Below are 23107 nucleotides of genomic sequence, written 5' to 3' on the forward strand. Positions count from 1 at the left end.
CCTTTTTCATGCCGTTCGCCGTTCGACTACGTCCAGGACGAACGGGCGTTGGAGTGTTTAGCGCCCCACCTGATCCAGCGGATGGGCGCCCCGCGCATTCTCCTGCCACCCGGTCAGCGCCGGGTTCACCAGCGACCAGCGAACCGGCTGGGTCAGGCCCATGAACAGGCCGGAGGCATCGAGCGCGGCGCGGGCATCGGCGATAGCCTGCGCCCGCGCCTCGGGTGACGGCGCAGTACGGGCGGTGTCGAGCGCGCTATCCGCGTCGGCGCTGCACGGGGCGGCGCCCGACGAGGCGCAGGCGAAGCGGGCGATCGGCCAGTCCTCGGCCTCGGTCGGCGCCACCTCGTCGATCAGGCGGATGTCGGCGGTGGAATCGTCGAGCGTGGTCATCTCGGCTGCCACGCCGATGCGCCGCCAGTCGGCCTGTAGCTGGCGGAACAGCAGGCGGGCGCCGGCACCGGGAGGCAGAGCGATCCTGAGCGGCTCCTCGGGTGCGGGCGCGGCCCCGGCCGTCGGCGGCCCGCCGGCGATCGCCACCGGCGCCAGGTTCGGCACGCCGATCAGCCGGGCGATGCGGGCGCGATCGATCGCGCGCGACAGGCGCAGGCGGTTGGCGGGGTCGCCCAGCCAGCCCGATCCGCGCATCACCCGCAGGCCGAACAGGCCGTGGACGGGGTCGTAGCGCAGCTGCCGCGCATCCACCTCGGCGGCCGCCACCAGCGGCAGATCGGCGAAGGTGCCGCCGGTGACCAAGCTGCCGAGCCCCGCGACATAGCGTGCCACCGCCTTCGACGCCCATTCCGCATGGACCGTGACCACCTTGGGCGGGGGCGGCTCGGCATCGGCGTCGGGCGTCGCGGGGGTTTGCGGCAGGAGCAGGCGGAAGCGCGGCCCGTCGCGTTTCTCCAGCCGGAAGGGGCCGCCGCCCTCGCCGCGCCGCGCCAGCGCCATTTCGGGCGCGGCGAGCAACTGGAGCATGTCGGCGCGGGGGGCGGAGAGGCGGATCTCGATCACCTCGGGCGTGACCGCTACGATCTCCTCGATCGCGCCCAGCACGGGCTTCAGCAGATTGTCGCTGCGCCGGTCGATCGCGCGGCGGAGCAGGCGGGCGGCTTCCTCGGCGTCGATCGGGGCGCCGTCGGCGATGCGGAAGGTGTAATAGAGGCCGTCGTCCGACACATCCCACCGCGCCGCCAGCCCCGCCTCGATCTGCCCGGTCGCGTCCAGCCGCACCAGCCCCTGCGCGATCGAGCCGAGGATCAAACCCGTCGCGGCGTCGATCGGCGCGCGAACCGGGCTGGGCAATTCGCCGACATTGCCGATCACGCTCACGTCGATCGGCCCCTCCGGCGCGCGCTCGCCACAGCCCGCCAGCGTCAGCAGCGCGAGGGGAAGCAGCCGCCTCATCCGCGCGGCCACAGGGTTCGGCTGGGGTGGAGGTTGGCGGGATTGTCGATCCAGCCACCGACCCGCGGGTTGACCAGCGCGCGGCTGACATAATGGTCGATCGGCAGGATCGGCGCATCTTCGATCAGGATCGCCTCGGCCGCGCGCATCTTCAGGCGGCGCCGGGCGGGGTCTGGCTCGGCCAGCGCGGCATCGAGCGCGGTGTCATAGGCGGGGCTATCGTAGCCTGAGTAACTGACCGCGCCGGCATCCGATCGGTGGACGGCGAGGTAATTCTCCGGCGCGTCGATATCGCCGATCCAGCCCGAGCGGGCGATATCGAAATCCCCGCGCCGCATGCTCGCGAAGTGGAGCGACGCCTCGCTGTTGAGCAGCCGCGCCTCGACCCCCAGCGGCTTCCACAGGCTGGCCAGCGCCACCGAGATGCGGCGATGTTCGGCATCGCTGTTGTAGCGGATGTCGAACGCGAGCGGGTGGCGCGGGCCGTAGCCCGCCTGCGCCAGCAGCGCGCGGGCGGCGGCGAGGCGGCGGACTTCGCTCCAGTCGGCCCAGACCGGGCGATAGGCGGGCAGGCCGGCGACGGCGGGCGGCACGAGGCCCCATGCCGGCTGCGTGCCCATGCCGACGAGCCGCCCGGCGATCTTCGGACGATCCACCACCATCGAGAGGGCGCGGCGCACCCGCCCGTCGTCGAACGGCGGGAGGCGCGTGTTGAAAGCGAAATAATAGCTGCCGTTGTAGGGCGCGACATGCAGCGCGGCGGGGCGCTCGCGCTGGAGGTCAGCATAGCGGGTCGAGGGGAAATCGGCGGTGGTGTCGGCCTCCCCGGCGGTGAAGATGCGCAGCGCCGTCAGCCGATCGGCGACGGGACGCCACAGGATCGTCGCGAAGCTCCGGCCCGGCCCCTGCCAGCGCGGGTTGCGGCTCAGGCGGATCGCATCGTTGAGCGTCCAGCTGTCGAGCCGATAGGCGCCCGAGGTGACGAGCGGCCGCTCGTTCGTCCAGCCGTCGCCCGCCGCCGCGATGCGGTGAAGCGGCAAAGCGGCGATGGCGGGCTGGGCGAGCAGCGCGGGCAGGGCCGGGAAGGGCGCCTTGAGGCGCACGACCACGCTGTCCCCGGCCGCCTCGACGGCCGCGACCGACTTGAACAGCGCCGCGTTGGGCGAGGCGGTCGCGGGATCGTTGAGGCGCCGGAAGCTGCCCGCGAAGCTGGCGGCGGTGATCGGTGTGCCGTCGGAGAAGGTCTGGCCGGGGCGCAGGCGGAAGCGCCAGCTCAACCCGTCGGCCGAGGGGCTCCAGCTGCTGGCAAGGCCCGGTTCGGGCAGACCGGCGGCGGACACGCGGGTCAGCCCTTCGAACTGGTCGATCGCCAGCCGGATCGAGGCGAGATCGGACGCCTTCTGCGGATCGAGGCTTTTGGCCTCGTCGTCGGCCAGACGGACCAGCACCGCCGGATCGCGGCCCTCGCCCGTTTGATGGCCACAGGCGGTAAGAACGAGGAGCAGCATCATCGCGGCAGCGCGATGGTGCGGACGGCGGGACTCGAACCCGCACTCCCATGGGGAAGCGGATTTTAAGTCCGCTGCGGCTACCGGTTTCGCCACGTCCGCTCCATGATCGGCCAAAGGCCCGAATGGCCGGGAGCGGTCAACCCCAAAGGATGCCGATCAGCCCTCGACGTTGAGGCGGGCGCGCATTTCCTTGCCGGGCTTGAAATAGGGCACGCGCTTGGCGTCCACCGCGACGGCTTCGCCGGTGCGCGGGTTGCGGCCGGTGCGGGCGGTGCGGTCGCGGGTCGAGAAGGTGCCGAAGCCGCGCAATTCCACGCGCCCGCCGGCGGCCAGCCGATCGGTGATGGTGGCGAAGATCGTCGAGACGATCTGCTCGATCTCCCGCCCGGAAAGGTCAGGATGCTCGCTCGCCAGCCGGGCTACGAGTTCGGACCGGATCATACATCCCCCAAAAACCACCCCGTCCACCGGGGAAGCGACGCCAGGCCGCACCCGGCGGGTGCGACATCGTTACGCAACGCTTACGTTTTTGCAGCGCGATATCAAGAGCCACGCGCTCACGTGAGCGTAACAAAAGTTAAGACGCGCGAAGCCGGCAGGCTCCGCGCGTCCCAAGTGCCTCACTTTGCTACCGATGTGCAAATGCACGATCGGCAACGTCAGTGATTCTTACTGCTCTTCGTTGCGGGCCTTGAGGGCCGCACCGAGGATATCGCCCAGCGACGCGCCCGAGTCGGACGAGCCGTACTGCTGCACGGCCTGCTTCTCTTCGGCCAGCTGCATCGCCTTGATCGAGAAGGTCGGCTTCTTGGACCGATCGAAACCGGTGACCATCGCGTCGAACTTCTGGCCGACCTGGAAACGCTCCGAACGCTGCTCGTCGCGGTCACGGCCGAGATCGCCACGGCGGATGAAGCCGGTCGCGCCGTCGTCGCCGACCTGCACGTCCAGACCCGCATCGCCGACCGACAGGACGGTGACGGTGACGATCTGGTTCTTGTTGACGCCGCTGCCCGAGGACGCGCCGCCGGCGGCACCGCCGGTCGAAACGCCACCGCGCTCAAGCTGCTTCATGCCGAGCGAGATGCGCTCCTTCTCGGCATCGATGTCCAGCACCTGCGCACGGACGGTCTCGCCCTTGTGGTGCAGCGCGAGAGCTTCCTCGCCGGTGACGCCCCAGGCGATGTCCGACATGTGGACCATGCCGTCGACGTCGCCGTCCAGGCCGATGAACAGGCCGAATTCGGTGGCGTTCTTGACCTCGCCCTCGACTTCCGAGCCGATCGGGTGGGTTTCGGCGAAGGCCTCCCACGGGTTCTGCTGCGCCTGCTTCAGGCCCAGCGAGATGCGGCGCTTCTCGGCGTCGACCTCGAGGATGACCACGTCCACTTCCTGCGAGGTGGAGACGATCTTGCCCGGATGGACGTTCTTCTTGGTCCAGCTCATCTCGGAGACGTGGACCAGACCCTCGATGCCGGCTTCCAGCTCGACGAAGGCGCCATATTCGGTGATGTTGGTCACGCGGCCATGGAACTTGCCGCCGACCGGATACTTGACCGAGGCGCCTTCCCACGGATCGCTCTCGAGCTGCTTCATGCCGAGCGAGATGCGCTGCGTGTCCTTGTTGATGCGGACGATCTGCACGCGCACCGTGTCGCCGATGTTGATCATCTCGGACGGGTGGTTGACGCGCTTGTAGCTGAGATCGGTGACGTGGAGCAGGCCATCGATGCCGCCCAGATCGACGAAGGCGCCGTAATCGGTGATGTTCTTGACGACACCGTCGATCACCTGGCCCTCATGCAGCGACTGGATCAGGCCCGAACGCTGCTCGGCGCGGGTCTCTTCCAGGACGGCGCGGCGCGACACGACGATGTTGCCGCGGCGACGATCCATCTTCAGGATCTGGAAGGGCTGCGGAATGTCCATCAGCGGGGTCACGTCGCGGACCGGGCGGATATCGACCTGCGAACCGGGCAGGAAGGCCACGGCGCCGTTCAGGTCGACGGTGAAGCCACCCTTCACGCGGCCGAAGATCACGCCTTCGACGCGGGCGGTCTGCGAGAATTCGCCTTCCAGCTTGTCCCACGCGGCTTCGCGGCGGGCGCGGTCACGCGAGAGCATCGCTTCGCCGTGGATGTTCTCGACACGGTCGACATACACTTCGACCTCGTCGCCCACCTTCAGATCGGCCTTCTGGCCGGGGGCGGCGAATTCGCGGAGGGCAACGCGGCCTTCCGACTTCAGGCCGACGTCGATCACGGCCATGTCGTTCTCAATGGCGGTGACGGTGCCCTTGACGACGCGGCCTTCGAAGCCTTCGTTCTCGCCGCCGAGCGTCTCGTTCAGGAGGGCCGCGAAATCATCGCGGGTGGGGTTGGGCGCAGTGGCCATAAAAAGAGGGTTCCTTGCGTCTGTTTCCGGCCGACCGGTTGTCTCCGGTGGTCTTTGGCCGAAGTGCCGTCGCGGCCGAATGCCGGGGCGGCATCCCGCGTGCAGGCACGTTCGCAGGGGCGTCGGAACATTATCCTCGATCGGATAACGAAAAAGGCGCGTCGGCAAATGCCGCGCGCCACCAGGTCAGTCGTTTGCCGCTGTCCTGATCCGTGCCTCCACGAGCGCGACCGCCCGCTGGACGGCGTCGTCTATACCCATATCGGTCGTGTCCAGCAAGGCCGCGTCGTCGGCCATCACGAGGGGCGCGGCCGAGCGGCTGGAGTCGCGTTCGTCGCGTGCCTGGATGTCGTGGAGGACATGCTCGAACTGCACGTCGAGGCCCAGCTTCACCAGTTCGCGGTGGCGGCGATCGGCGCGGATCGGCGCGCTCGCGGTGACGAACAGCTTGGCCGAGGCGTCGGGCGCGATGACGGTGCCGATATCGCGCCCATCGAGCACGGCGCCGCCCGCCTGCGCCGCGAAATCGCGCTGGCGGGCGAGGAGTGCCGCGCGCACCTGCGGATGGGCCGACACCATCGATGCGGCGCGGCCGGCCGCCTCCGACTTGAGCGCCGGATCGTGAAACAGGGCGTCGGAGAAGCCACATTCGGCGAGCGCGGCGGCCTCGTCGGCCGGGTCCGCGTCGGCGCGCAGCACGCCGATGCCGACGGCGCGATAGAGCAGGCCCGTGTCGAGATGTGGCAGGCCGTAATGCGTCGCCAGCGCGCGGGCGATGGTGCCCTTGCCCGACGCGGCGGGGCCGTCGACGGCGATCACGATGGTCATATCACGGTTCCCATCCCAATCCCCGTTCGTGCTGAGCGAAGTCGAAGCACGGGAGGCTGGGCGCAGCGCTTGGGGCACGCCCTTCGACTGCGCTCAGGGCGAACGGGTGCAAGCGGGATAGGGATCGTCACGCCACCACCTCGGCGCCCAGATCGGCCATCATCGTCGCGAAACCCGGAAAGCTGGTCGCGACAGGCGCCATGTCGTCGATCGTCACCGTGCCCGACGATACCAGCCCGGCCACCGCGAAGCTCATCGCGATCCGGTGGTCGAGGTGTGCCGCGACGGTCGCGCCGCCCGCCAGCGGCTCCCCGCCGGTGCCGTCGATGATGAGCCCGTCGGGCAACTCCTCGACGCGGGCGCCGATCGCGCGGAGCCCCTCGGCCATCACCGCGATCCGATCCGATTCCTTCACGCGCAATTCCTCCAGCCCGCGCATCACGGTGCGGCCCTCGGCCAGCGCGGCGGCGACGAACAGGATGGGGAATTCATCGACCATGCTGGGGACGATCTCCGGCGGAACATCGATGCCACGCAGCACCGAATGGCTAACGCGAAGGTCGGCGACAGGCTCCCCGCCCACCTCGCGCTCGTCTTCCGGCACGATCGACGCGCCCATCGCCCGCAGCACGGTATAGAGCCCGGCGCGGGTGGGATTGAGCCCGACGTTGGCGACGACGATCTCCGATCCCGGCACGAGCAGCCCGGCGACCACCGGGAAAGCGGCGGACGACGGATCGCCCGGCACCACGATCTGTTGCGGGCGCAACTCGGCCTCGCCGGTGATGGCGATGGTGCGGGTGCCGTCGATATCCTCTTCCACCGTCAACGCCGCGCCGAAGCCGGTCAGCATCCGCTCGCTATGGTCGCGGGTGGGCACGGCCTCGATCACGCGGGTGATGCCGGGCGTGTTGAGCCCCGCCAGCAGGATCGCCGACTTAACCTGCGCCGAGGCGACCGGCAGGCGGTAGTCGATCGGGATGGCAGGGCACAGGCCGCGCACCATCAGCGGCAGCCGCCCGCCGGGGCTGGTGGTGAATTCGGCACCCATCAGCGAGAGCGGATCGGTCACCCGCGCCATCGGCCGCTTGGAGAGGGAAGCGTCCCCGGTGAAGGTGGCGGTGATGGCATGGCTCGCGACCAGGCCGAGCAGCAGGCGGGTCGAGGTGCCCGAATTGCCCATTTCCAGCGCGGTGGCGGGCTGGCGCAGGCCGCCGACGCCGACGCCGTCGATCGTCCAGACGGCATCGTCGTCGCGCGTGATCGTGGCGCCCATCGCCCGCATCGCGGCGGCGGTGGCCAGCACGTCCTCGCCCTCCAGCAGCCCCTCGACCCGGCTGGTGCCGACGGCGAGGGCGGACAGCATCAGCGATCGGTGGGAGATCGATTTGTCGCCGGGCACGGTGATGCGGCCGGAAAGGCCGGCGGTCGCCCGGAAGGCGGCGGGGGAGGGGGTTGCATGGGCCATGAAGCGGCGGCTTTTGACAGCGGCCCCCCGCTATGGCAAGGCGCGCACCGCTTCGTGGCGGGGCATTGTCCCGTCGCGCATCCTCCCTTTTATCTGGAGCTATCAACCGTGGTGAAACCTGAATGGGGCACCAAGCGGCAGTGCCCCAAGTGCGGCACCCGCTTCTACGATCTGGGCAAGGAAGACCCGGTGACCTGCGTCGAATGCGGCGCCATCTGGGAGCCGGAGCCCGTCCTGAAGTCCAAGCAGCCGATGCCGTTCGACGCGCCCAAGAAGGAAGTGGTCGAGAAGAACGACAGCGATCTGGCCGAGGATCTGGACATCGACGAGGAGGAAGAGCCCTCCCCGGACGATGATGTCGACCTGGGCGGCGACGACGATATCGGTGTCGATACGGCCGGCGACGAAGACGAAAATTGAGGCTTGCAAGGGAGCGCGGCCTGACATAGAGGCCGCGCTCCGGTCCACACGGTGCCTCGAATCAAGGCACCTTCCCAGGTGGATCGACCAAGGGTTTGGGGCCGTAGCTCAGCTGGGAGAGCGTCGCGATGGCATTGCGAAGGTCTGGGGTTCGATCCCCCACGGCTCCACCAACCCTCCATTCCAACGAAGTGTGAATCGCAGGGCGCGCGTCAAGCTGGCGGGCGCCTTTCGGTGTGTCACGTTTCGGGGCCGGCCGTGACCATGTCGCCGTCCACGATGGAAACCGGCCATGGCGTCAGATACAGGCCGGCGCACGGCCCGTCGAGGCACCGGCCCGTATCGATCGCGAACACCGCGCCATGCCAGCTGCACCCGATCAGCCGGCCGGAGGGCGTAAGATAATCGTCGGGCTCCATCGCCAGCGGCATGCCGACATGCGGGCAGCGATCGACATAAGCGTGGATCGCCTCGCCCATGCGGACGATGAAGCCATGGAAGCGCCCGTCGCCGACCGGCACGGCGAAGGATCTGGCGGCACCGTCGGCGATCTGATCGACCGGCCCGAGCGGCAGGCCGGGCGGGGTGGCATAGACGCGGGTCGGGGGCTTGTTCATGCTACGGGTCGCTCCGCCGCCTCTCGATCGGGCCATAAGGTCGGTCGGCCGGCCCGCTCCTGTCAATTCGCGGCGCTCGATCATCGCGGGGGCGTAGGCGTGGGCGGCGCTATCCACGGCGGGGTCGCGTACAATTCCCCGAGATAGGCCACGAACGCCCGCACATTGGCCGAGGTCAGCGTGGAGCGGGGGTGGACGGCGTAGATGGAGGTGGCGATGTCGCCCTGCCATTCGGGGAGGACGCGGACGAGGCGGCCGGCGCGCAGGTCGTCGCTCACGTCCCACAGGGAACGCAGCGCGATGCCCATACCGCTGAGGGCCAGTTCGCGGACGACTTCGCTGGAATTGGTGCGGACGCGGCTGTCGACCGGGAGCAGCTCGAAGCGTTGCCTGCCGGTCAGCCGCCACGGCGTCTGGTGCGAGGCCACGAGGAGCGCGTGGCGATCGAGATCGAGCAATGTCTGCGGTTCGCCGTGCGCCGCCAGATAGGCCGGGGCGGCGCAGAGGACGCGGGGGCTGGGGCACAGCAGGGTGGAGGCGAGGCTGGCCTCGGGCTCGGGGCCGATGCGGATCGCCAGATCGATGCGGTCGCCGACCAGATCGACGAAATCGTCCGACACCTCCAGTTCCAGCCGCACCGCCGGATGATGCGCGAGGAAGCCCGCGATGTGCGGCGCGATATGCAGGCGGCCGAAGGAGGTGGGCGCCGCCACCCGCAAGCGTCCCGCCGGCGTCTCGGCGCGGCCGGCGACACGCGCCTCGGCCGCGCGGGTCGCGGCGAGGATGGTCACCGCGTCGTCGTAGAAGGTCTGGCCCACGTCGGTCGTCGCCAGCCGGCGGGTGGTGCGGGTGATGAGCTGCGCGCCCAGCCGCGCCTCCAGCCGGGCGAGCCGCTTGGACACCATCGCCGGCGACAGGCCGAAGCTGCGCCCGGCGGCGGTGAGGCTGCCGCTGTCCACGATGGCGACGAACAGGGCATATTCCGCATCCATCGCGATTGTTTCTCTCACAGATAAAAAGCCTTGAACATTTGCGATCTAACGCAAGAAATGCCGCATCGCTAGATGAGGCCGCAGTATAGGACAGGAGAGCCCGCATGACCGACAGGATCGACAAGCACGGATTGAAGGTCGCGCCGGTTCTCGTGCGCTTCATCGAGGAGCAGGCGCTGCCCGGCACCGGCCTCACCGCCGACGCCTTCTGGGCCGGCACCGCCGACATCTTCGCCCGTTTCGCGCCCGACAATGCCGCGCTGCTGGCCGTCCGCGACGATCTTCAGGCGAAGATTGACGCGTGGCACAAGGATCGCGCCGGCAAGCCGATCGACATGGCCGATTACACCGCCTTCCTGCGCGAGATCGGCTATCTCGTCGCCGAGCCCGCGCCCTTCGCGGTCGCGCCCGGCGGCGTCGATCCGGAAGTGGCGGCGATGGCCGGGCCGCAGCTCGTCGTGCCCGTGCTCAACGCCCGCTTCCTGCTCAACGCCGCCAATGCGCGCTGGGGCAGCCTGTATGATGCGCTCTACGGTACCGATGCGCTGCCGGGCACGGCCAGCGGCAAGGGCTATGATCCGGCAAGGGGCGCGCAGGTGATCGCCTGGGCCAAGGCGTTCCTCGACAAGGCGGTGCCGCTGGCGTCGGGCAGCTGGGCCGATCTGGCCGGCGAGCCGGTGCTGGCCGATCCGGCGCAGCTCGTCGGCCGCGCGGGCGCCAATTATCTGTTCCGCCACAACGGCCTGCATATCGAGGTGGTGATCGATCACGGCCATCTGATCGGCAAGGACGATCCGGCCGGCATCGCCGACGTCATCCTGGAATCCGCGCTCTCGACGATTGTGGATCTGGAGGACTCGATCGCGGCGGTGGATGCGGACGACAAGGTCGCGGCCTACGCCAATTGGCTAGGGCTGATGAAGGGCGATCTGGAGGCGAGCTTCCAGAAGGGCGGCGTGACCATGACCCGCGCGCTGGAAGGCGATCGCAGCTATGCGGCGCCCGACGGTTCGACCCTGACGCTCAAGGGCCGCAGCCTGCTGTTCGTCCGCAACGTCGGCCATCTGATGACGACGCCGGCCGTGCTGCTGGCGGACGGTTCGGAGGCGCCCGAGGGTATTCTCGACGGGATCGTCACCAGCCTGATCGCGCTGCACGACCTGAAGGGGCTCGGCCGCTATCGCAACAGCGTAGAGGGCTCGGTCTATATCGTGAAGCCCAAGATGCACGGGCCGGACGAGGCGGCCTTCACCAACCGCCTGTTCGATGCGATCGAGGACCTGCTCGGCGTTCCCCGCTTTACCGTCAAGGTCGGTGTGATGGACGAGGAGCGGCGCACCTCGGCCAATCTGGCGGCGTGCATCGCGGCGGTGAAGGACCGTATCGTCTTCATCAACACGGGCTTCCTCGATCGCACCGGCGACGAGATGCACACGTCGATGCAGGCCGGCGCGATGCTCCGCAAGGGCGACATGAAGGCGAGCGACTGGATCGCCGCCTATGAGGATCGCAACGTCCAGATCGGTCTGGCCTGCGGTCTTTCCGGCAAGGCGCAGATCGGCAAAGGGATGTGGGCGGCGCCCGATCGCATGGCCGACATGCTGGTGCAGAAGATCGGCCACCCCAAGACCGGGGCCAACACCGCCTGGGTGCCGAGCCCGACCGCCGCGACCCTGCACGCGACCCATTATCACGAGGTCGACGTCTTCGCGCGTCAGGCGGAGCGCAAGGCCGAGCCGATCGCGGCGCTGGAGAAGCTCCTGACGGTGCCGCTGGCGCACGGCCAGAATTGGTCGCCCGAGGATATCGCGCAGGAACTGGACAACAACGCGCAGGGCATCCTGGGCTATGTCGTCCGCTGGGTCGATCAGGGCGTCGGCTGTTCCAAGGTGCCCGACATCCACGATGTCGGCCTGATGGAGGATCGCGCGACCCTGCGAATTTCCTCCCAGCATATGGCCAATTGGCTGCTGCACGGCGTCTGCACCCCGGCCGAGGCCGATGCCGCGCTGACGCGGATGGCGGCCAAGGTGGACGCGCAGAATGCCGGCGACCCGCTCTACCAGCCGATGGCCGGGCGCGAGGCGGAGAGCCTGGCTTTTCAGGCTGCACGCGCCCTGGTGTTCGATGGCGTCACCCAGCCGAACGGCTATACCGAGCCGCTCCTCCACGCCTATCGCGCGAAGGTGAAGCAGGGCTGATCGCGTAAATTTCCGTTCGTCCCGAGCGAAGTCGAGGGATGGGAGGCGGGCGATGCGCGTGGGGCACGCCCCTCGACTTCGCTCGGGGCGAACGGGTAGGGCAGGATTGTAACCGATCGGAACCGCCATGCCGCTCTACGAGATCGACGGAAAACGCCCCACGCTGCCGGCCGACGGATCGGCGTGGGTCGCGCCCTCGGCCGATGTGATCGGGGATGCGGTGCTGGGCGAAGGCGTGACGATCTGGTTCGGCGCGGTGATCCGCGCCGACAATACCCCGATCGTGATCGGCGCGCGCAGCAATGTGCAGGAAGGGGCGATGCTCCATTCCGATCCGGGGGTGCCGCTGACGGTGGGGCAGGGCGTCACCATCGGCCACCACGCCATCCTCCACGGCTGCACCGTGGGCGATAACGTGCTGGTCGGCATGGGCGCCACGATCCTGAACGGCGCGGTGATCGGCCGCGACAGCCTCGTCGGCGCGGGCGCTCTGGTGACGGAGGGCAAGACCTTCCCGCCCGGCAGCCTGATCGTCGGCGTGCCGGCGCAGGCGAAGCGCGATCTGTCGCCGGAGGCGATCGAGACGCTGAAGCTGTCGGCGGCGGGCTATGCGGCGCGGGGCCGGGTCTATGCGGCCGGGTTGAAGCGGATCGACGGCTGACCGCACCACGATGCGGCAAGAGATACATTAAAACACGGTAAATCGGCCCATCCGCCCTTGCGGATGCGGAACGAGCGGACCATTGCCGCCCCGTTCACCCCATTGAAACGCCAAGGAGGACCGTCCGCCGTGGACGAGGATATTCGCAAGGCCGCGCTCGATTATCACCGGCTGCCCCGCCCGGGTAAGCTCGCGATCGAGGCGACCAAGCGCATGGCGACCCAGCGCGATCTGGCGCTGGCCTATTCGCCCGGCGTCGCCGCCCCCTGCATCGAGATCGCCGCCGATCCCGACAAGGCGCTGGACTATACCGCGCGCGGCAACCTCGTCGCGGTGATCTCCAACGGCACGGCGGTGCTGGGCCTCGGCGCGATCGGCGCGCTCGCCTCCAAGCCGGTGATGGAGGGCAAGGCCGTTCTCTTCAAGAAGTTCGCCGATATCGATGTGTTCGATATCGAGGTGGACACGACCGACCCGGAGAAGTTCATCGAGGCGGTCGCGCTGCTGGAGCCGACCTTCGGCGGGATCAACCTTGAGGATATCAAGGCCCCCGAATGTTTCGAGATCGAGCGCCGCCTGCGCGAGCGAATGAACATCCCGGTCTTTCACGACGACCAGCATGGCACCGCGATCGTCGTGGCGGCGGCGGTGCGCAACGCTCTGGTGTTGCAGGGCAAGACGCTGGCGGAGGCTAAGTTGGTCACGTCCGGCGCGGGGGCGGCGGCGCTGGCCTGCGTCGATCTGCTCGTCACCATGGGCCTGCCGGTCGAGAGCGTGACGCTGACCGACAAGGACGGCGTGGTCCATGCCGGCCGCGATCCCTCGATGCCGCCGAACATGGCGCGTTATGCCCGGCCGACCGACGCGCGCAGCCTGCCCGAAGTGCTGCCCGGTGCCGACATCTTCCTCGGCCTCTCGGCGCCCGGCGTGCTGAAGGCGGAATGGCTGCCGCTGCTGGCGGAAAAGCCCGTGATCTTCGCGCTGGCCAACCCCGATCCCGAAATCCTGCCAGACGTGGTGAAGGCGGGGCGGCCGGATGCGATCGTCGCGACGGGACGCTCCGATTTCCCCAATCAGGTCAACAACGTCCTGTGCTTCCCCTTCATCTTCCGGGGTGCGCTGGATGCCGGCGCGACCGAGATCAACGAGGCGATGAAGGCCGCCGCCGCCGAGGCGATCGCGGCGCTCGCCCGCCTGCCCGCCGACGAGGCGGTGGCGTCGGCCTATGGCGGCCGCCCGCCCAGCTTCGGCGCGGACTATATCATCCCGGCGCCGTTCGATCCGCGCCTGATCCTGGAGGTCGCGCCGGCGGTGGCCAAGGCGGCGGCCGACAGCGGCGTGGCCCGCCGGCCGATCGCCGACATCGCGGCCTATCGCAAGACGCTGGAGCAACGCTCCTGGCGGTCGAGCCAGCTGATGATGCCGATCTTCTCGGCGGCGTCTGCCGCCCGCCCGCGCATTGCCTATGGCGAGGGCGAGGACGAGCGCGTGCTGCGCGCGATCCAGACGGTGCTGGACGAGGGGCTGGCCCAGCCGGTCATCGTCGCGCGGCGGGCGATCGTCGAGCAGCGCATCGCCGAACTCGGCCTGCGCTGGAAGCTGGATCAGGATGTCGAGATCGTCGATCCGGCCGCCGGCGGCCCGGTGCTGGCCGGGCTGGTCGAGCCCTATCAGCGCCTCGCCGCCCGGCGCGGCGTGACGGTGGAGGAGGCCGAACGGCAGATCTATCGCCGCCCGTCGATCACGGCGGCGATGCTGCTCAAGACCGGCCATGTCGATGGCGCGCTGGTCGGCGGCAAATCCGAATGGTGGGGGCAGATGCGCCTCATCCTGCCGATCATCAAGCGGGCCGAGGGCGTGAAGCGGGTCTATGCCATGTCGGCGCTGATCCTCGATGCCGGCGCGCTCTTCTTCGCCGACACGCATATGGTGCCCGATCCCAATGCCGAGCAGGTCGCGGAACTGACCCTGCTGGCGGCCAGCGAGATGCGCCGCTTCGGCGTCGAGCCGCAGGCGGCGTTGCTGTCGCATTCCAATTTCGGCGCGTCCGACACGCCGAGCGCGCGCAAGATGCGGGCGGCGCTGAAGCTGCTCCAGCGCGGCGGGGCGGATTTCCCGGTTGATGGCGAGATGCACGCCGACGCCGCGCTGTCCGATGCGCTGCGCAAGCGGCTGGTGCCGGATTCGCCGCTGACGGGCTCCGCCAATCTGCTGGTGATGCCCAATCTCGATGCCGCCAACATCACGCTGACGGCGCTCCGCGCGGCGGCGGGCGGCCTTGCGATCGGGCCGATCCTGCTCGGCCTGGAACAGCCGCTGCATGTGCTGGTGCCGACGACGACCGCGCGCGGCATCGTCAACCTCACCGCGATCGCGGCGGCCGATACGGTCCGGTAGGGCTCAGGTCCAGCCGCGCGCGCCGAGGCAGTGGGCGTGCAGGTCGCGCAGCGCGGCGGCGAGTTGTTCGGGCGTGTAGGGCTTGGGCAACACCGCCACGCACACGTCGCCCGACAGCTTCGCCCGAATGTCGCTCTCATCCTCCTCGCAGGCGAGGAGGAGCGGCAGATCGGCGTGGAGGGCGCGGACCTCGACCAGCAGGGTCTCGCCGCGCCGGTCGGAGAGCTGCTGGTCGATGAAGACCATGTCGTAGCGCCCCTGCGCCGAGCGGACCTTACCGAGTGCCTCGGCGACGGTGGCGGCCTGCTCCGTCGCAAAGCCCGCGCCTTGCAGAAATTCCACCGCCTGCAACCGCTCGACCGGCCGCGCCGCGACGACCAGCACCCGCCCGGTGCGGCCGGCATCGAGTTGGTCGCGGATCTTGCGGCCGAGCGCCGCATAGGTGAAGGGCTTGGCGATCATCTCCACGCCCGCATCGAGCCGCCCGCCATGGCTGATCGCGTCGCGGGTGTAGCCAGACGTATAGAGCACGCGCAGGCGCGGTTGCAGCTTGCGTGCGGCCTCGGCCAGTTCGCTGCCCGACATGCCGGGCATCACGACATCGGTGAACAGCAGGTCGATCGGCTCTTCCTGCCGTTCCAGCAGGCGCAGCGCCGAGGGGCCGTCATGCGCCTCCAGCACGCGATAGCCCAGGTCGCGCAGGCTCTCGACGGTATAGGCGCGCACATCGTCGTCATCCTCGACGGCGAGGATCGTCTCGTAGCGCTGGCTCACCTCGATATCGGGCGGGGGCGCCGCCTCGATCTCGATATCGGCGTCGGCCATCAGGCGGGGGAGGTAGATCTTGACGGTCGTGCCGACGCCCAGTTCCGAATAGACCTTCACATGGCCGCCGGACTGTTTGACGAAGCCATAGACCATCGACAGGCCGAGCCCCGTGCCGCGCCCCACCTCCTTGGTGGTGAAGAAGGGCTCGAACACATGGGCCATCGTCTCGCGGCTCATGCCCTCGCCCGTGTCGGTCACGGCGATCACGACATATTGCCCGGGGGCCACCTCCACCTGCGAGGCGGTATAGGCTTCGTCGAGCCGGGCGTTGGCGGTCTCGATCACCAGCTGGCCGCCGCCCGGCATGGCGTCGCGCGCGTTGACCGCGAGGTTGAGGATCGCGTTTTCCAGCTGGTTGGGATCGGCCTCGATCCGCCACAGGCCGGGCGCCGTGATGATTTCCAGCCGCACCGTTTCGCCGAGCGAGCGGGCGACCAGTTCGGACATGCCCTGCACCAGCCGGTCGACATCCAGCGCGCGCGGCGCGAGCGGCTGGCGGCGCGAGAAGGCGAGCAGGCGCTGGGTGAGCGAAGCCGCCCGCTCGGCGCCCTTCATCGCATTGGCCAGCGCCCGGCGCGAGCGCGCCTCGGTGACGCCGGCATTGTCGAGCGCGCGGCCGGCCATGTCGATATTGCCGGTCACCACGGTCAGCAGATTGTTGAAATCATGCGCGATACCGCCGGTGAGCTGGCCCACCGCCTCCATCTTCTGCGATTGGCGCAGCGCCTCCTGCATCTGCTCCAGAGCGCGCTGGGCGTCGCGCTCGGGGGTGATGTCGCGGCCGACGCCGTGGAGCAAATCGGCGTGCGGCACCGCCGTCCACGACAGCCAGCGATAGTCGCCGTCCTTGTGGCGGTATCGGTTGGCGAAGCGCAGGGTGCGGTGGCCGGCCTCCAACTGGTCCATCTCGGCCGAGGTGGCGGCGATGTCGTCGTCGTGGACCAGATCGAGCAGCTGGCTGCCGACCAGTTCCTGTTCGGTCCAGCCGAGCATCTCGGTCCAGGCCGGATTGACCGCGTGAATGATGCCGGCGAAATCGGCGACGAGCATGATGTCGGTCGAGAGGCGCCAGATGCGGTCGCGCTCCGCGGTGCGCTGGGCGACCCTCTGCTCCAGCGTCTCGTTGAGGATGCGCAACTGCTCCTCGATCCGGCGGCGTTCGGTGATGTCGTACACGACGCCCGCGAAGCGGCGGCGGTCGCGATGCGGATCGCTCACCGCCTGGCCGTTGCGGGCGATCCACCGCTCCTCGCCGGTGTCGGCCCGGCGGATGCGATATTCGGTGTAGCCGAGCGAATCCTCGTCCAGTTCGGCCTGCATCGAGCGGAGCTGGGTGCGATCCTCCTCCAGCACGGCGTCGGCCGCCTGCTCCATCGTGATCTCGGCCGTCAGCGGGATGCCCCACAGGCGGCAGAATTCGTCGGTGATGGCCATGCGGCGCGTGACGGGATCGAATTCGAACGAGCCGACGTGGCCCGCCTCCTGCGCGATCCGCAGCCGTTCCTGCGCCTGGACGAGTTCGGTCACCTCATAGCCGTTCACGAAGATACCGGAGACGGCCCCATCCTCGTCGCGGATCGGCTGATAGGCGTAATCGAGATAGGCCAGCTCCGGCTCGGCACCGGGATCGCGCTGGATCAGCAGCGGCACCTGCCGCCCCGAATGCGCCTCGCCGGTGGCGTAGACCTGATCGAGAATGGCGACGAAGCCCTGTCCGCGCACCTCGGGCAGCGCCTGCAACAGCGGCTGGCCGACGATCGGGCGGTGGCCGACGAGCTGCATGTAAGCGGCGTTCGCGCTGTCGATGACATGATCGGGGCCGGAGAGGATCGCGGCGAAGCCGGGCGCCTGATCGAACATGCGGCGGATGCGCTCGCCCTCGCCGGCGATGCGCTGTTCGGCGCGGACCTTGGCGGTCGTCTCGACGACGATGCAGATCACGCCGATGACCCGGCCCTCGTCGTCGATGGCGGGGGAGTAATCGAGCGTCATCCAGCCGACCGACGGCCCCTGGCCGGCGCGATCGAGGCTGAGTTCCTGATCCTCGTAACTGAGCGTGCCGCCCTCGTGATAGACCGACTTCATCACATGGGCGTTGAAGTCGGCGACTTCGTCCCAGCCCTCCAGCACCTTCGATCCCAGCAGTTGTGGATGGCGCGTGCCGGCGAACGCGGCATAGGCATCGTTGTAGATCATGATCCCGTCCGGCCCCCACAGGGTGACGAACGGCATCGGCGCGCGCAGGATATAAGCGATGTTGGCGCGCAGGGCCGGCGGCCAGCCCTCGATCGGCCCGATCGATGTCGCGGCCCAGTCATGGCGCGCGATCAGCCCGGCAAGTTCGCCCTTCCCGGTGAGGAACGGGTAGAGCGGGTCGGCCGGGTCGCTCATCCGCGACCGCTCCTGCGGGGTTTCGAAGCGGGGCGGGGATCAAGGGAACGCGGCATCGTGGCCCTGAACGCGAGTGATCGAGGAGGTTTCCCTAACCGAGCCGATCCGGGCCGTCATCCGCCGACTTGATCCATGCCAACTTTTGCGCCGAGCCTTTACCGCTCCATCAGGCGCGGCATCAGCTCGACGAAATTGCAGGGGCGGTGGCGATTGTCGAGCTGGGACAGGAGGATGTCGTCCCACCCGTCCTTCACCGCGCCTGTCGAGCCAGGTAGCGCGAAGAGATAGGTGCCGCGCGCCACCCCGGCGGTGGCGCGGGACTGGATGGTCGAGGTGCCGATCTTGGCATAGCTGAGCCAGCGGAAGAGTTCGCCGAAGCCGGGGATCTCCTTGTCCCACACCCGCGCGAACGCCTCGGGCGTCACGTCGCGGCCGGTGACTCCGGTGCCGCCGGTGGTGATGATGCAGTCCACCGCCGGATCGTCGATCCAGCCGGTCAGCGTGGCCGCGATCGTCGGCACGTCGTCGCGCACGATGGCGCGGTCGGCCAGGATGTGACCGGCGTCCGTGATCCGCGCCGCCAGCGTGTCGCCCGATCGGTCGTCAGCGAGCGTGCGGGTGTCGGAGACCGTGAGGATCGCGATGCGGACGGGGAGGAAGGCCCGCGTCTCGTCGAGCGGCATCAGTCGGTGCCCGTCGCGGTCCCGTCCGCCTCGATGCGCAGCGCGGTCTTGCCCGGCAGGCCGGGGAAACGCGGCCACAGCCCCTGCGTCAGCGCGGTCGCGCTCGCCGCCGCGACGCCCGCCTGCTGCTGGTACATCCAGTAATTGCGCATCACCGTGGTCACATAGCCGCGCGTCTCGGCATAGGGGATGCTCTCGATATAGAGCAAAGGATCGTTCTGGGCGCGGCTGTTGGCGTTCCACACCGGGATGCGGCCGGGGCCGGCGTTGTAGGCGGCGATCACCTTGGGCAGCAGCCCGCCCGTGCCGCCGCGATCGGCGATGTCCTGAAGGTAATATTGGCCATATTCAAAGGCGAAGGCCGGGTCGTTGAGGCGGCTGGGGTCGCTCGCCGCCTCGCCGCGCTTTTTGGCGATCAGGCGGGCGGTGCCGGGCATCAGCTGCATCAGCCCGCGCGCGCCGGCCGGGCTGACGGCATCGGCGCGGAACTGCGATTCCTGAAGCGCGTGGGCGAACAGGAGCGCCTTGTCGACCCGCCAGCCCGACACCGGCGCCCAGGCCGGCGCCGGGTAGCGCGCGGCGGCGGTGAGCGTCGCGCCCGAGGGGCCGTTCTGCGCCAGCCACACCTGCGTCGCGGGCAGTTGCAGCTTGGCGGCGAGCGCGAGGAGCTGGCCGTGATCGGCCGCCGCGCCGATCCGCGCCTGCTGGCGGACGAGCTGGTCGGCGAGCGCGGTCTCGCCGATCTCGCCCAGCGCCTCGGCGGTGCGGACGTTCGGCAGCGAGGCGATGCGCTGGGTGTCGGCGAGGCGGAGCGCGGTCGCGGTGTCGGCGGCGGGGCGGGCGAGGCCGAGCGATTCGGCGGCGAGCATGCCGTAGAAGGTCTCGGTCAGGCGCGCGGCGCTGCGCAGGCGGGCCTGCACCTTCTCGGGCCGCTGGCAGGCGGTGTCGGCGCGGGCGGCCCAATAGAGGCCGGCGGCCATCGTCTCGGCATCGCGCGCATGGCTGGCGACGGCGGAGAAAGCGTCCCCGGCGGCGGCGCAGTCGCGGCTGCGCCACGCGGCGAGGCCGGCGACCCAATCGGCCTGCGCCAGCCATTCGCCGGTGCCGCCCCGTGCGAGCGTCGCGACCCGGCGCGCGGCGGCATCGTCGCCGACCTGATACCAGGCCCAGGCGACGCGCTGGCGCCATTCGGTCAGCGCCTCGGCGGTGAGCGATCCGGCGGCGCCCTCGACGAGCGCCTCGGCGGCGGCGGGCTGGTCCTGCTTGAGCAGCGGCGTGACGGTGGCCGAGAGCCGCGCGGCGGCGGCATCGCTGCGGGTGGGGCTGGCACCGACCCGCTTGGAGGCGCCGGCGTAGCGCACGAAATCATGCTGGGCGGGCAGTGCCGGCAGGCCGGTCGCGCCGCGCGACGCGGCCAGCTTGAGGAGCGCGGGGGCCTGCGGCAGTTCGGGCGCGCGGGTGAGGGTGGCGGTGATCGCGGATACTTCGGCCTTGGGCGAGCCTTTGGCGAGGATCAGCTCGGCGCGGGCGACGGCGCTCAGAGGGCCATCGGGGCGGGCCTCCAGACCGGCGGCGGCGCTGGTCCAATCCTTCGCGCGGATCGCGGCGAAGATGGCGCGGTAGGCGGTCTTTTCCTCGGCGGTCAGGATCGTCGCCGGCGTGACGGTGGCCAGCGCGGTCGGCGCGGCGGAGAGCGTGGTCGGCACGCCCGCCGCATCGGGCGCGGCGAGCGCGGGGGCGGCCGCGAGGCCCAGCGTAAGGGCCCAAGATGAGAAGACAGGGCTCAGGCGGATCATGCGAAATCTTCCGTCAACAGCAGGAGGTCGGCCCAGGCGGCGGCCTTGGCGGCGGCGCGCCAGGCGGGCGTGGGCAGATGGGTGGCGACGGCGGGCACGCCGCCGATATCGTGGAGCCGGCCGCGCGCCTGCACCACGTCGAGCCCGGTCAGCGCCTCGACCGGGCCCTTGCCCAGCAGCAACAGACGGCGCGGCGCGGCGAGCGCGATATGGTGAAGGGCGATCTCGGCGAGGCGTGCGGCGTGCGCCTTGTCGGCGATGCCGCCGGCGGGGCGGGCCGGCCAGATCGAGGCGAGGTAGGCCGACTGGCGATCACGGCCGATCGCGGCGAGCATCCGATCGAACAGCAGCCCGGCCTCGCCCGAGAAGAGCGCGCCGGCGGCGGCATCGGCGCTGTCGGGCATGTCGATCAGCAGCATCAGGCCGGATGCTGCATCACCCGATGGCGCGACCCGCTGGGCCGGGGCACCGGGCAGGCTGGTGTCGCTCGTCCACCATTCATGGAAGGCGGCAAGGTCCGTCGGTAGGGCGGCCGGCGCCGGTGCCGCGGGGGCGGCTTCGGCGGCGGGCACGGGCTCGCGCGGGCGAACCGGCGCGAACCAATCGCGCACGTCCTCCTCCACCAGCGTATCGACGCCGGCCAGCTCCCACCAATGCAAGGCGCTGTGCAGCACCGATTTCGAATACACGACGTGATTGCCCCGCGCGCGAACCCCTGCCTATAGAGGGGTCAAAGCGCGGCGTTTCGTCAATCGAATGGCTCGGCCCCAAAGGCAGGCCGTTCGATCCACGCGACGACCGGAGGATCGAGGGAAAGAGAGAGCAGAATGTCCGATCGCGAAAGCATGACCTATGACGTGGTGATCGTCGGCGCGGGGCCGGCGGGTCTTTCGGCGGCGATCCGGCTGAAGCAGATCAACCCCGATCTCGGCGTGTGCGTGCTGGAAAAGGGCTCCGAAGTCGGCGCGCACATCCTGTCGGGCGCGGTGATCGACCCCAAGGCGCTCGACGAACTGCTGCCCGACTGGCGCGATCTGGACAGCCCGCTGACCGTGCCGGTGACGGACAACCAGCATTGGGTGCTGACGCCGACCAAGAAATACCCGCTGCCGCATTTCGCGATGCCGCCCTTCATGAACAACAAGGGCACCTACACGGTCAGCCTGGGCAATCTGTGCCGCTGGCTGGCGGGGCAGGCGGAGAATCTCGGCGTCGAAATCTTCCCCGGCTTCGCGGCCGCCGAAATCCTCTGGAACGACGACGGTTCGGTGAAGGGCGTCGCCACCGGCGACATGGGCGTGGCGCGCGACGGCGAGTTCAAGCCCGATCACATGCCCGGCATGGAACTCCATGCGAAATATACCTTCTTCGCCGAGGGTGTGCGCGGCCATCTGTCGAAGGAGCTGATCGCGCTGCATGGCCTGGCGGCGGACAGCCAGCCGCAGGTCTATGGCCTGGGCATCAAGGAATTGTGGGACATCGATCCCGAAAAGCATGTCCCCGGCCGGGTGATCCACACGCAGGGCTGGCCGCTCGACGATGCGGTCGGCGGCGGCTTCCTCTACCATCAGGCCAATAATCAGGTGGCGCTCGGCTTCGTCACCGGGCTCGGCTACAAGAACCCCTACATCTCGCCGTTCGAGGAATTCCAGCGCTGGAAGCAGCACCCGGAGATCCGCGCGATCATCGAGGGCGGGCGCCGCGTCTCCTATGGCGCGCGGGCGATCAACGAGGGGGGGTATCAGGCGATCCCCAAGCTCACCTTCGCGGGCGGCGCGCTGATCGGCTGTTCGGCGGGCTTCGTCAACGTGCCGCGCATCAAGGGCACGCATACCGCGATGAAATCGGGGATGCTGGCGGCCGAAGCGGCGGCGGAGGCGATCGCGGCGGGCCGCGAGGCGGACGAGCTGGTCGCCTATGGCGAGGCGCTCCATGCGAGCTGGATCGTCAAGGAACTCAAGACGGTGCGCAATGCCGAGCCGGCGCTCGCGAAATTCGGCGCACTGGCCGGCACGCTCTATGCCGGGTTCGACATGTGGGCGCACCATATCGGCATCACGCTGCCGTGGACCTTCAAGCATCACCGCGACAATGAGGGGATGTGGCGCAAGGACATGGTCAAGCCGATCGACTATCCCAAGCCCGACGGGAAGATCAGCTTCGACCGCCTCTCATCGGTGTTCCTGTCGAACACCAATCATGAGGAGGATCAGCCGGTCCATCTGACCCTGAAGGACGCGTCGGTGCCGGTCGACGTGAACCTCGCGCTCTACGACGCGCCCGAGCAGCGTTACTGCCCGGCGGGCGTGTACGAGATCGTCGGGCAGGAGGTGGACGAGCCGCGCCTCCAGATCAACGCGCAGAATTGCGTCCACTGCAAGACCTGCGACATCAAGGATCCCACCCAGAACATCCGCTGGGTCGTGCCCGAGGGCGGGGGTGGACCGAACTATCCCAATATGTGAGGGTCGCGCCGCCTTGGGCCCGTCCGGTCCGGGGCGTGTGAAGGA

At 69.3% G+C, this 23107-nt stretch carries 17 protein-coding genes and 2 tRNA genes; 6 read left to right on the forward strand and 13 right to left on the reverse strand.

Annotated elements, in window-relative coordinates; all coding sequences use genetic code 11:
• Nucleotides 1-57: 57 nt before the first annotated feature.
• The 7 genes from PQ455_RS06115 to aroA all read right to left on the reverse strand — a co-directional run bounded on the left by PQ455_RS06115 (nt 58) and on the right by aroA (nt 7611).
• Nucleotides 58-1410, reverse strand: coding sequence for an ABC transporter substrate-binding protein (locus PQ455_RS06115; protein WP_273690142.1), 1353 nt, complete (start codon nt 1408-1410; stop codon nt 58-60).
• Complete coding sequence (locus tag PQ455_RS06120) at nt 1407-2918, reverse strand: peptide ABC transporter substrate-binding protein (protein ID WP_273690144.1); 1512 nt, start codon at nt 2916-2918, stop codon at nt 1407-1409. Before PQ455_RS06120 ends, PQ455_RS06115 begins: the two co-directional genes overlap by 4 nt.
• A gap of 16 nt (nt 2919-2934) precedes the next feature.
• Nucleotides 2935-3020 (reverse strand) — tRNA-Leu (locus PQ455_RS06125).
• 57 nt (nt 3021-3077) lie between these two features.
• Nucleotides 3078-3362: an integration host factor subunit beta gene (gene ihfB / locus PQ455_RS06130; RefSeq protein WP_273690145.1), complete on the reverse strand. Its 285-nt coding sequence runs from the start codon at nt 3360-3362 to the stop codon at nt 3078-3080.
• A gap of 228 nt (nt 3363-3590) precedes the next feature.
• Nucleotides 3591-5315, reverse strand: a complete 1725-nt coding sequence (gene rpsA, locus PQ455_RS06135) for a 30S ribosomal protein S1 (RefSeq protein ID WP_273690147.1) — start codon at nt 5313-5315, stop codon at nt 3591-3593.
• 186 nt (nt 5316-5501) lie between these two features.
• Complete coding sequence (gene cmk / locus PQ455_RS06140) at nt 5502-6137, reverse strand: (d)CMP kinase (RefSeq protein ID WP_273691268.1); 636 nt, start codon at nt 6135-6137, stop codon at nt 5502-5504.
• Nucleotides 6138-6270: 133 nt separating this feature from the next.
• Nucleotides 6271-7611 carry a 3-phosphoshikimate 1-carboxyvinyltransferase gene (gene aroA, locus PQ455_RS06145; protein WP_273690149.1) on the reverse strand — a complete coding sequence of 447 codons (1341 nt, stop codon included), beginning with the start codon at nt 7609-7611 and terminating at the stop codon, nt 6271-6273.
• A gap of 108 nt (nt 7612-7719) precedes the next feature.
• On the opposite strand from aroA, the gene PQ455_RS06150 reads away from it, so the two are divergent.
• Together PQ455_RS06150 and PQ455_RS06155 are read left to right on the forward strand one after the other, a co-directional pair.
• On the forward strand, nt 7720-8031 hold the full coding sequence (locus tag PQ455_RS06150; protein ID WP_273691269.1) for a TIGR02300 family protein: 312 nt from the start codon (nt 7720-7722) through the stop codon (nt 8029-8031).
• Nucleotides 8032-8128: 97 nt separating this feature from the next.
• Nucleotides 8129-8204: transfer RNA gene (locus tag PQ455_RS06155), tRNA-Ala, on the forward strand.
• Nucleotides 8205-8270: 66 nt separating this feature from the next.
• On the opposite strand, the gene PQ455_RS06160 is transcribed toward PQ455_RS06155, so the two are convergent.
• Both PQ455_RS06160 and PQ455_RS06165 read right to left on the reverse strand, forming a co-directional pair.
• The gene (locus PQ455_RS06160) at nt 8271-8648 is read right to left on the reverse strand and encodes a Rieske (2Fe-2S) protein (RefSeq protein WP_273690151.1); all 378 of its coding nucleotides are present in this window, start codon (nt 8646-8648) and stop codon (nt 8271-8273) included.
• Between the two features lie 80 nt (nt 8649-8728).
• Entirely contained in the window at nt 8729-9640 is a 912-nt protein-coding gene (locus tag PQ455_RS06165; RefSeq protein ID WP_273691271.1) for a LysR family transcriptional regulator, read from the reverse strand.
• A 104-nt stretch (nt 9641-9744) separates the two neighbouring features.
• Between PQ455_RS06165 and PQ455_RS06170 the strand changes: the two genes are divergently transcribed.
• The 3 genes from PQ455_RS06170 (at nt 9745) to PQ455_RS06180 (ending at nt 14899) form a co-directional block, all read left to right on the forward strand.
• Nucleotides 9745-11841, forward strand: coding sequence for a malate synthase G (locus tag PQ455_RS06170; protein WP_273690152.1), 2097 nt, complete (start codon nt 9745-9747; stop codon nt 11839-11841).
• Nucleotides 11842-11968: 127 nt separating this feature from the next.
• Nucleotides 11969-12502 carry a gamma carbonic anhydrase family protein gene (locus PQ455_RS06175; RefSeq protein ID WP_273690153.1) on the forward strand — a complete coding sequence of 178 codons (534 nt, stop codon included), beginning with the start codon at nt 11969-11971 and terminating at the stop codon, nt 12500-12502.
• A 129-nt stretch (nt 12503-12631) separates the two neighbouring features.
• Nucleotides 12632-14899 (forward strand): NADP-dependent malic enzyme, encoded by a 2268-nt coding sequence (locus PQ455_RS06180; protein ID WP_273690155.1) that lies wholly within the window; start codon nt 12632-12634, stop codon nt 14897-14899.
• A 3-nt stretch (nt 14900-14902) separates the two neighbouring features.
• On the opposite strand, the gene PQ455_RS06185 is transcribed toward PQ455_RS06180, so the two are convergent.
• From PQ455_RS06185 to PQ455_RS06200, 4 genes are all read right to left on the reverse strand, one after another.
• Entirely contained in the window at nt 14903-18118 is a 3216-nt protein-coding gene (locus PQ455_RS06185; protein ID WP_273690157.1) for a hybrid sensor histidine kinase/response regulator, read from the reverse strand.
• A gap of 155 nt (nt 18119-18273) precedes the next feature.
• Complete coding sequence (gene moaB, locus PQ455_RS06190; RefSeq protein WP_273690159.1) at nt 18274-18801, reverse strand: molybdenum cofactor biosynthesis protein B; 528 nt, start codon at nt 18799-18801, stop codon at nt 18274-18276.
• On the reverse strand, nt 18801-20597 hold the full coding sequence (locus tag PQ455_RS06195; RefSeq protein WP_273690160.1) for a transglycosylase SLT domain-containing protein: 1797 nt from the start codon (nt 20595-20597) through the stop codon (nt 18801-18803). The genes moaB and PQ455_RS06195 overlap by 1 nt, the downstream gene beginning before the upstream one ends.
• Nucleotides 20594-21286 carry a uracil-DNA glycosylase family protein gene (locus PQ455_RS06200; RefSeq protein WP_273690162.1) on the reverse strand — a complete coding sequence of 231 codons (693 nt, stop codon included), beginning with the start codon at nt 21284-21286 and terminating at the stop codon, nt 20594-20596. The genes PQ455_RS06195 and PQ455_RS06200 overlap by 4 nt, the downstream gene beginning before the upstream one ends.
• A gap of 138 nt (nt 21287-21424) precedes the next feature.
• Between PQ455_RS06200 and PQ455_RS06205 the strand changes: the two genes are divergently transcribed.
• Entirely contained in the window at nt 21425-23062 is a 1638-nt protein-coding gene (locus PQ455_RS06205) for an electron transfer flavoprotein-ubiquinone oxidoreductase (RefSeq protein WP_273690163.1), read from the forward strand.
• Nucleotides 23063-23107: the final 45 nt, after the last annotated feature.

The organism is Sphingomonas naphthae (assembly GCF_028607085.1).
Classification (GTDB): Bacteria; Pseudomonadota; Alphaproteobacteria; order Sphingomonadales; family Sphingomonadaceae; genus Sphingomonas_Q; species Sphingomonas_Q naphthae.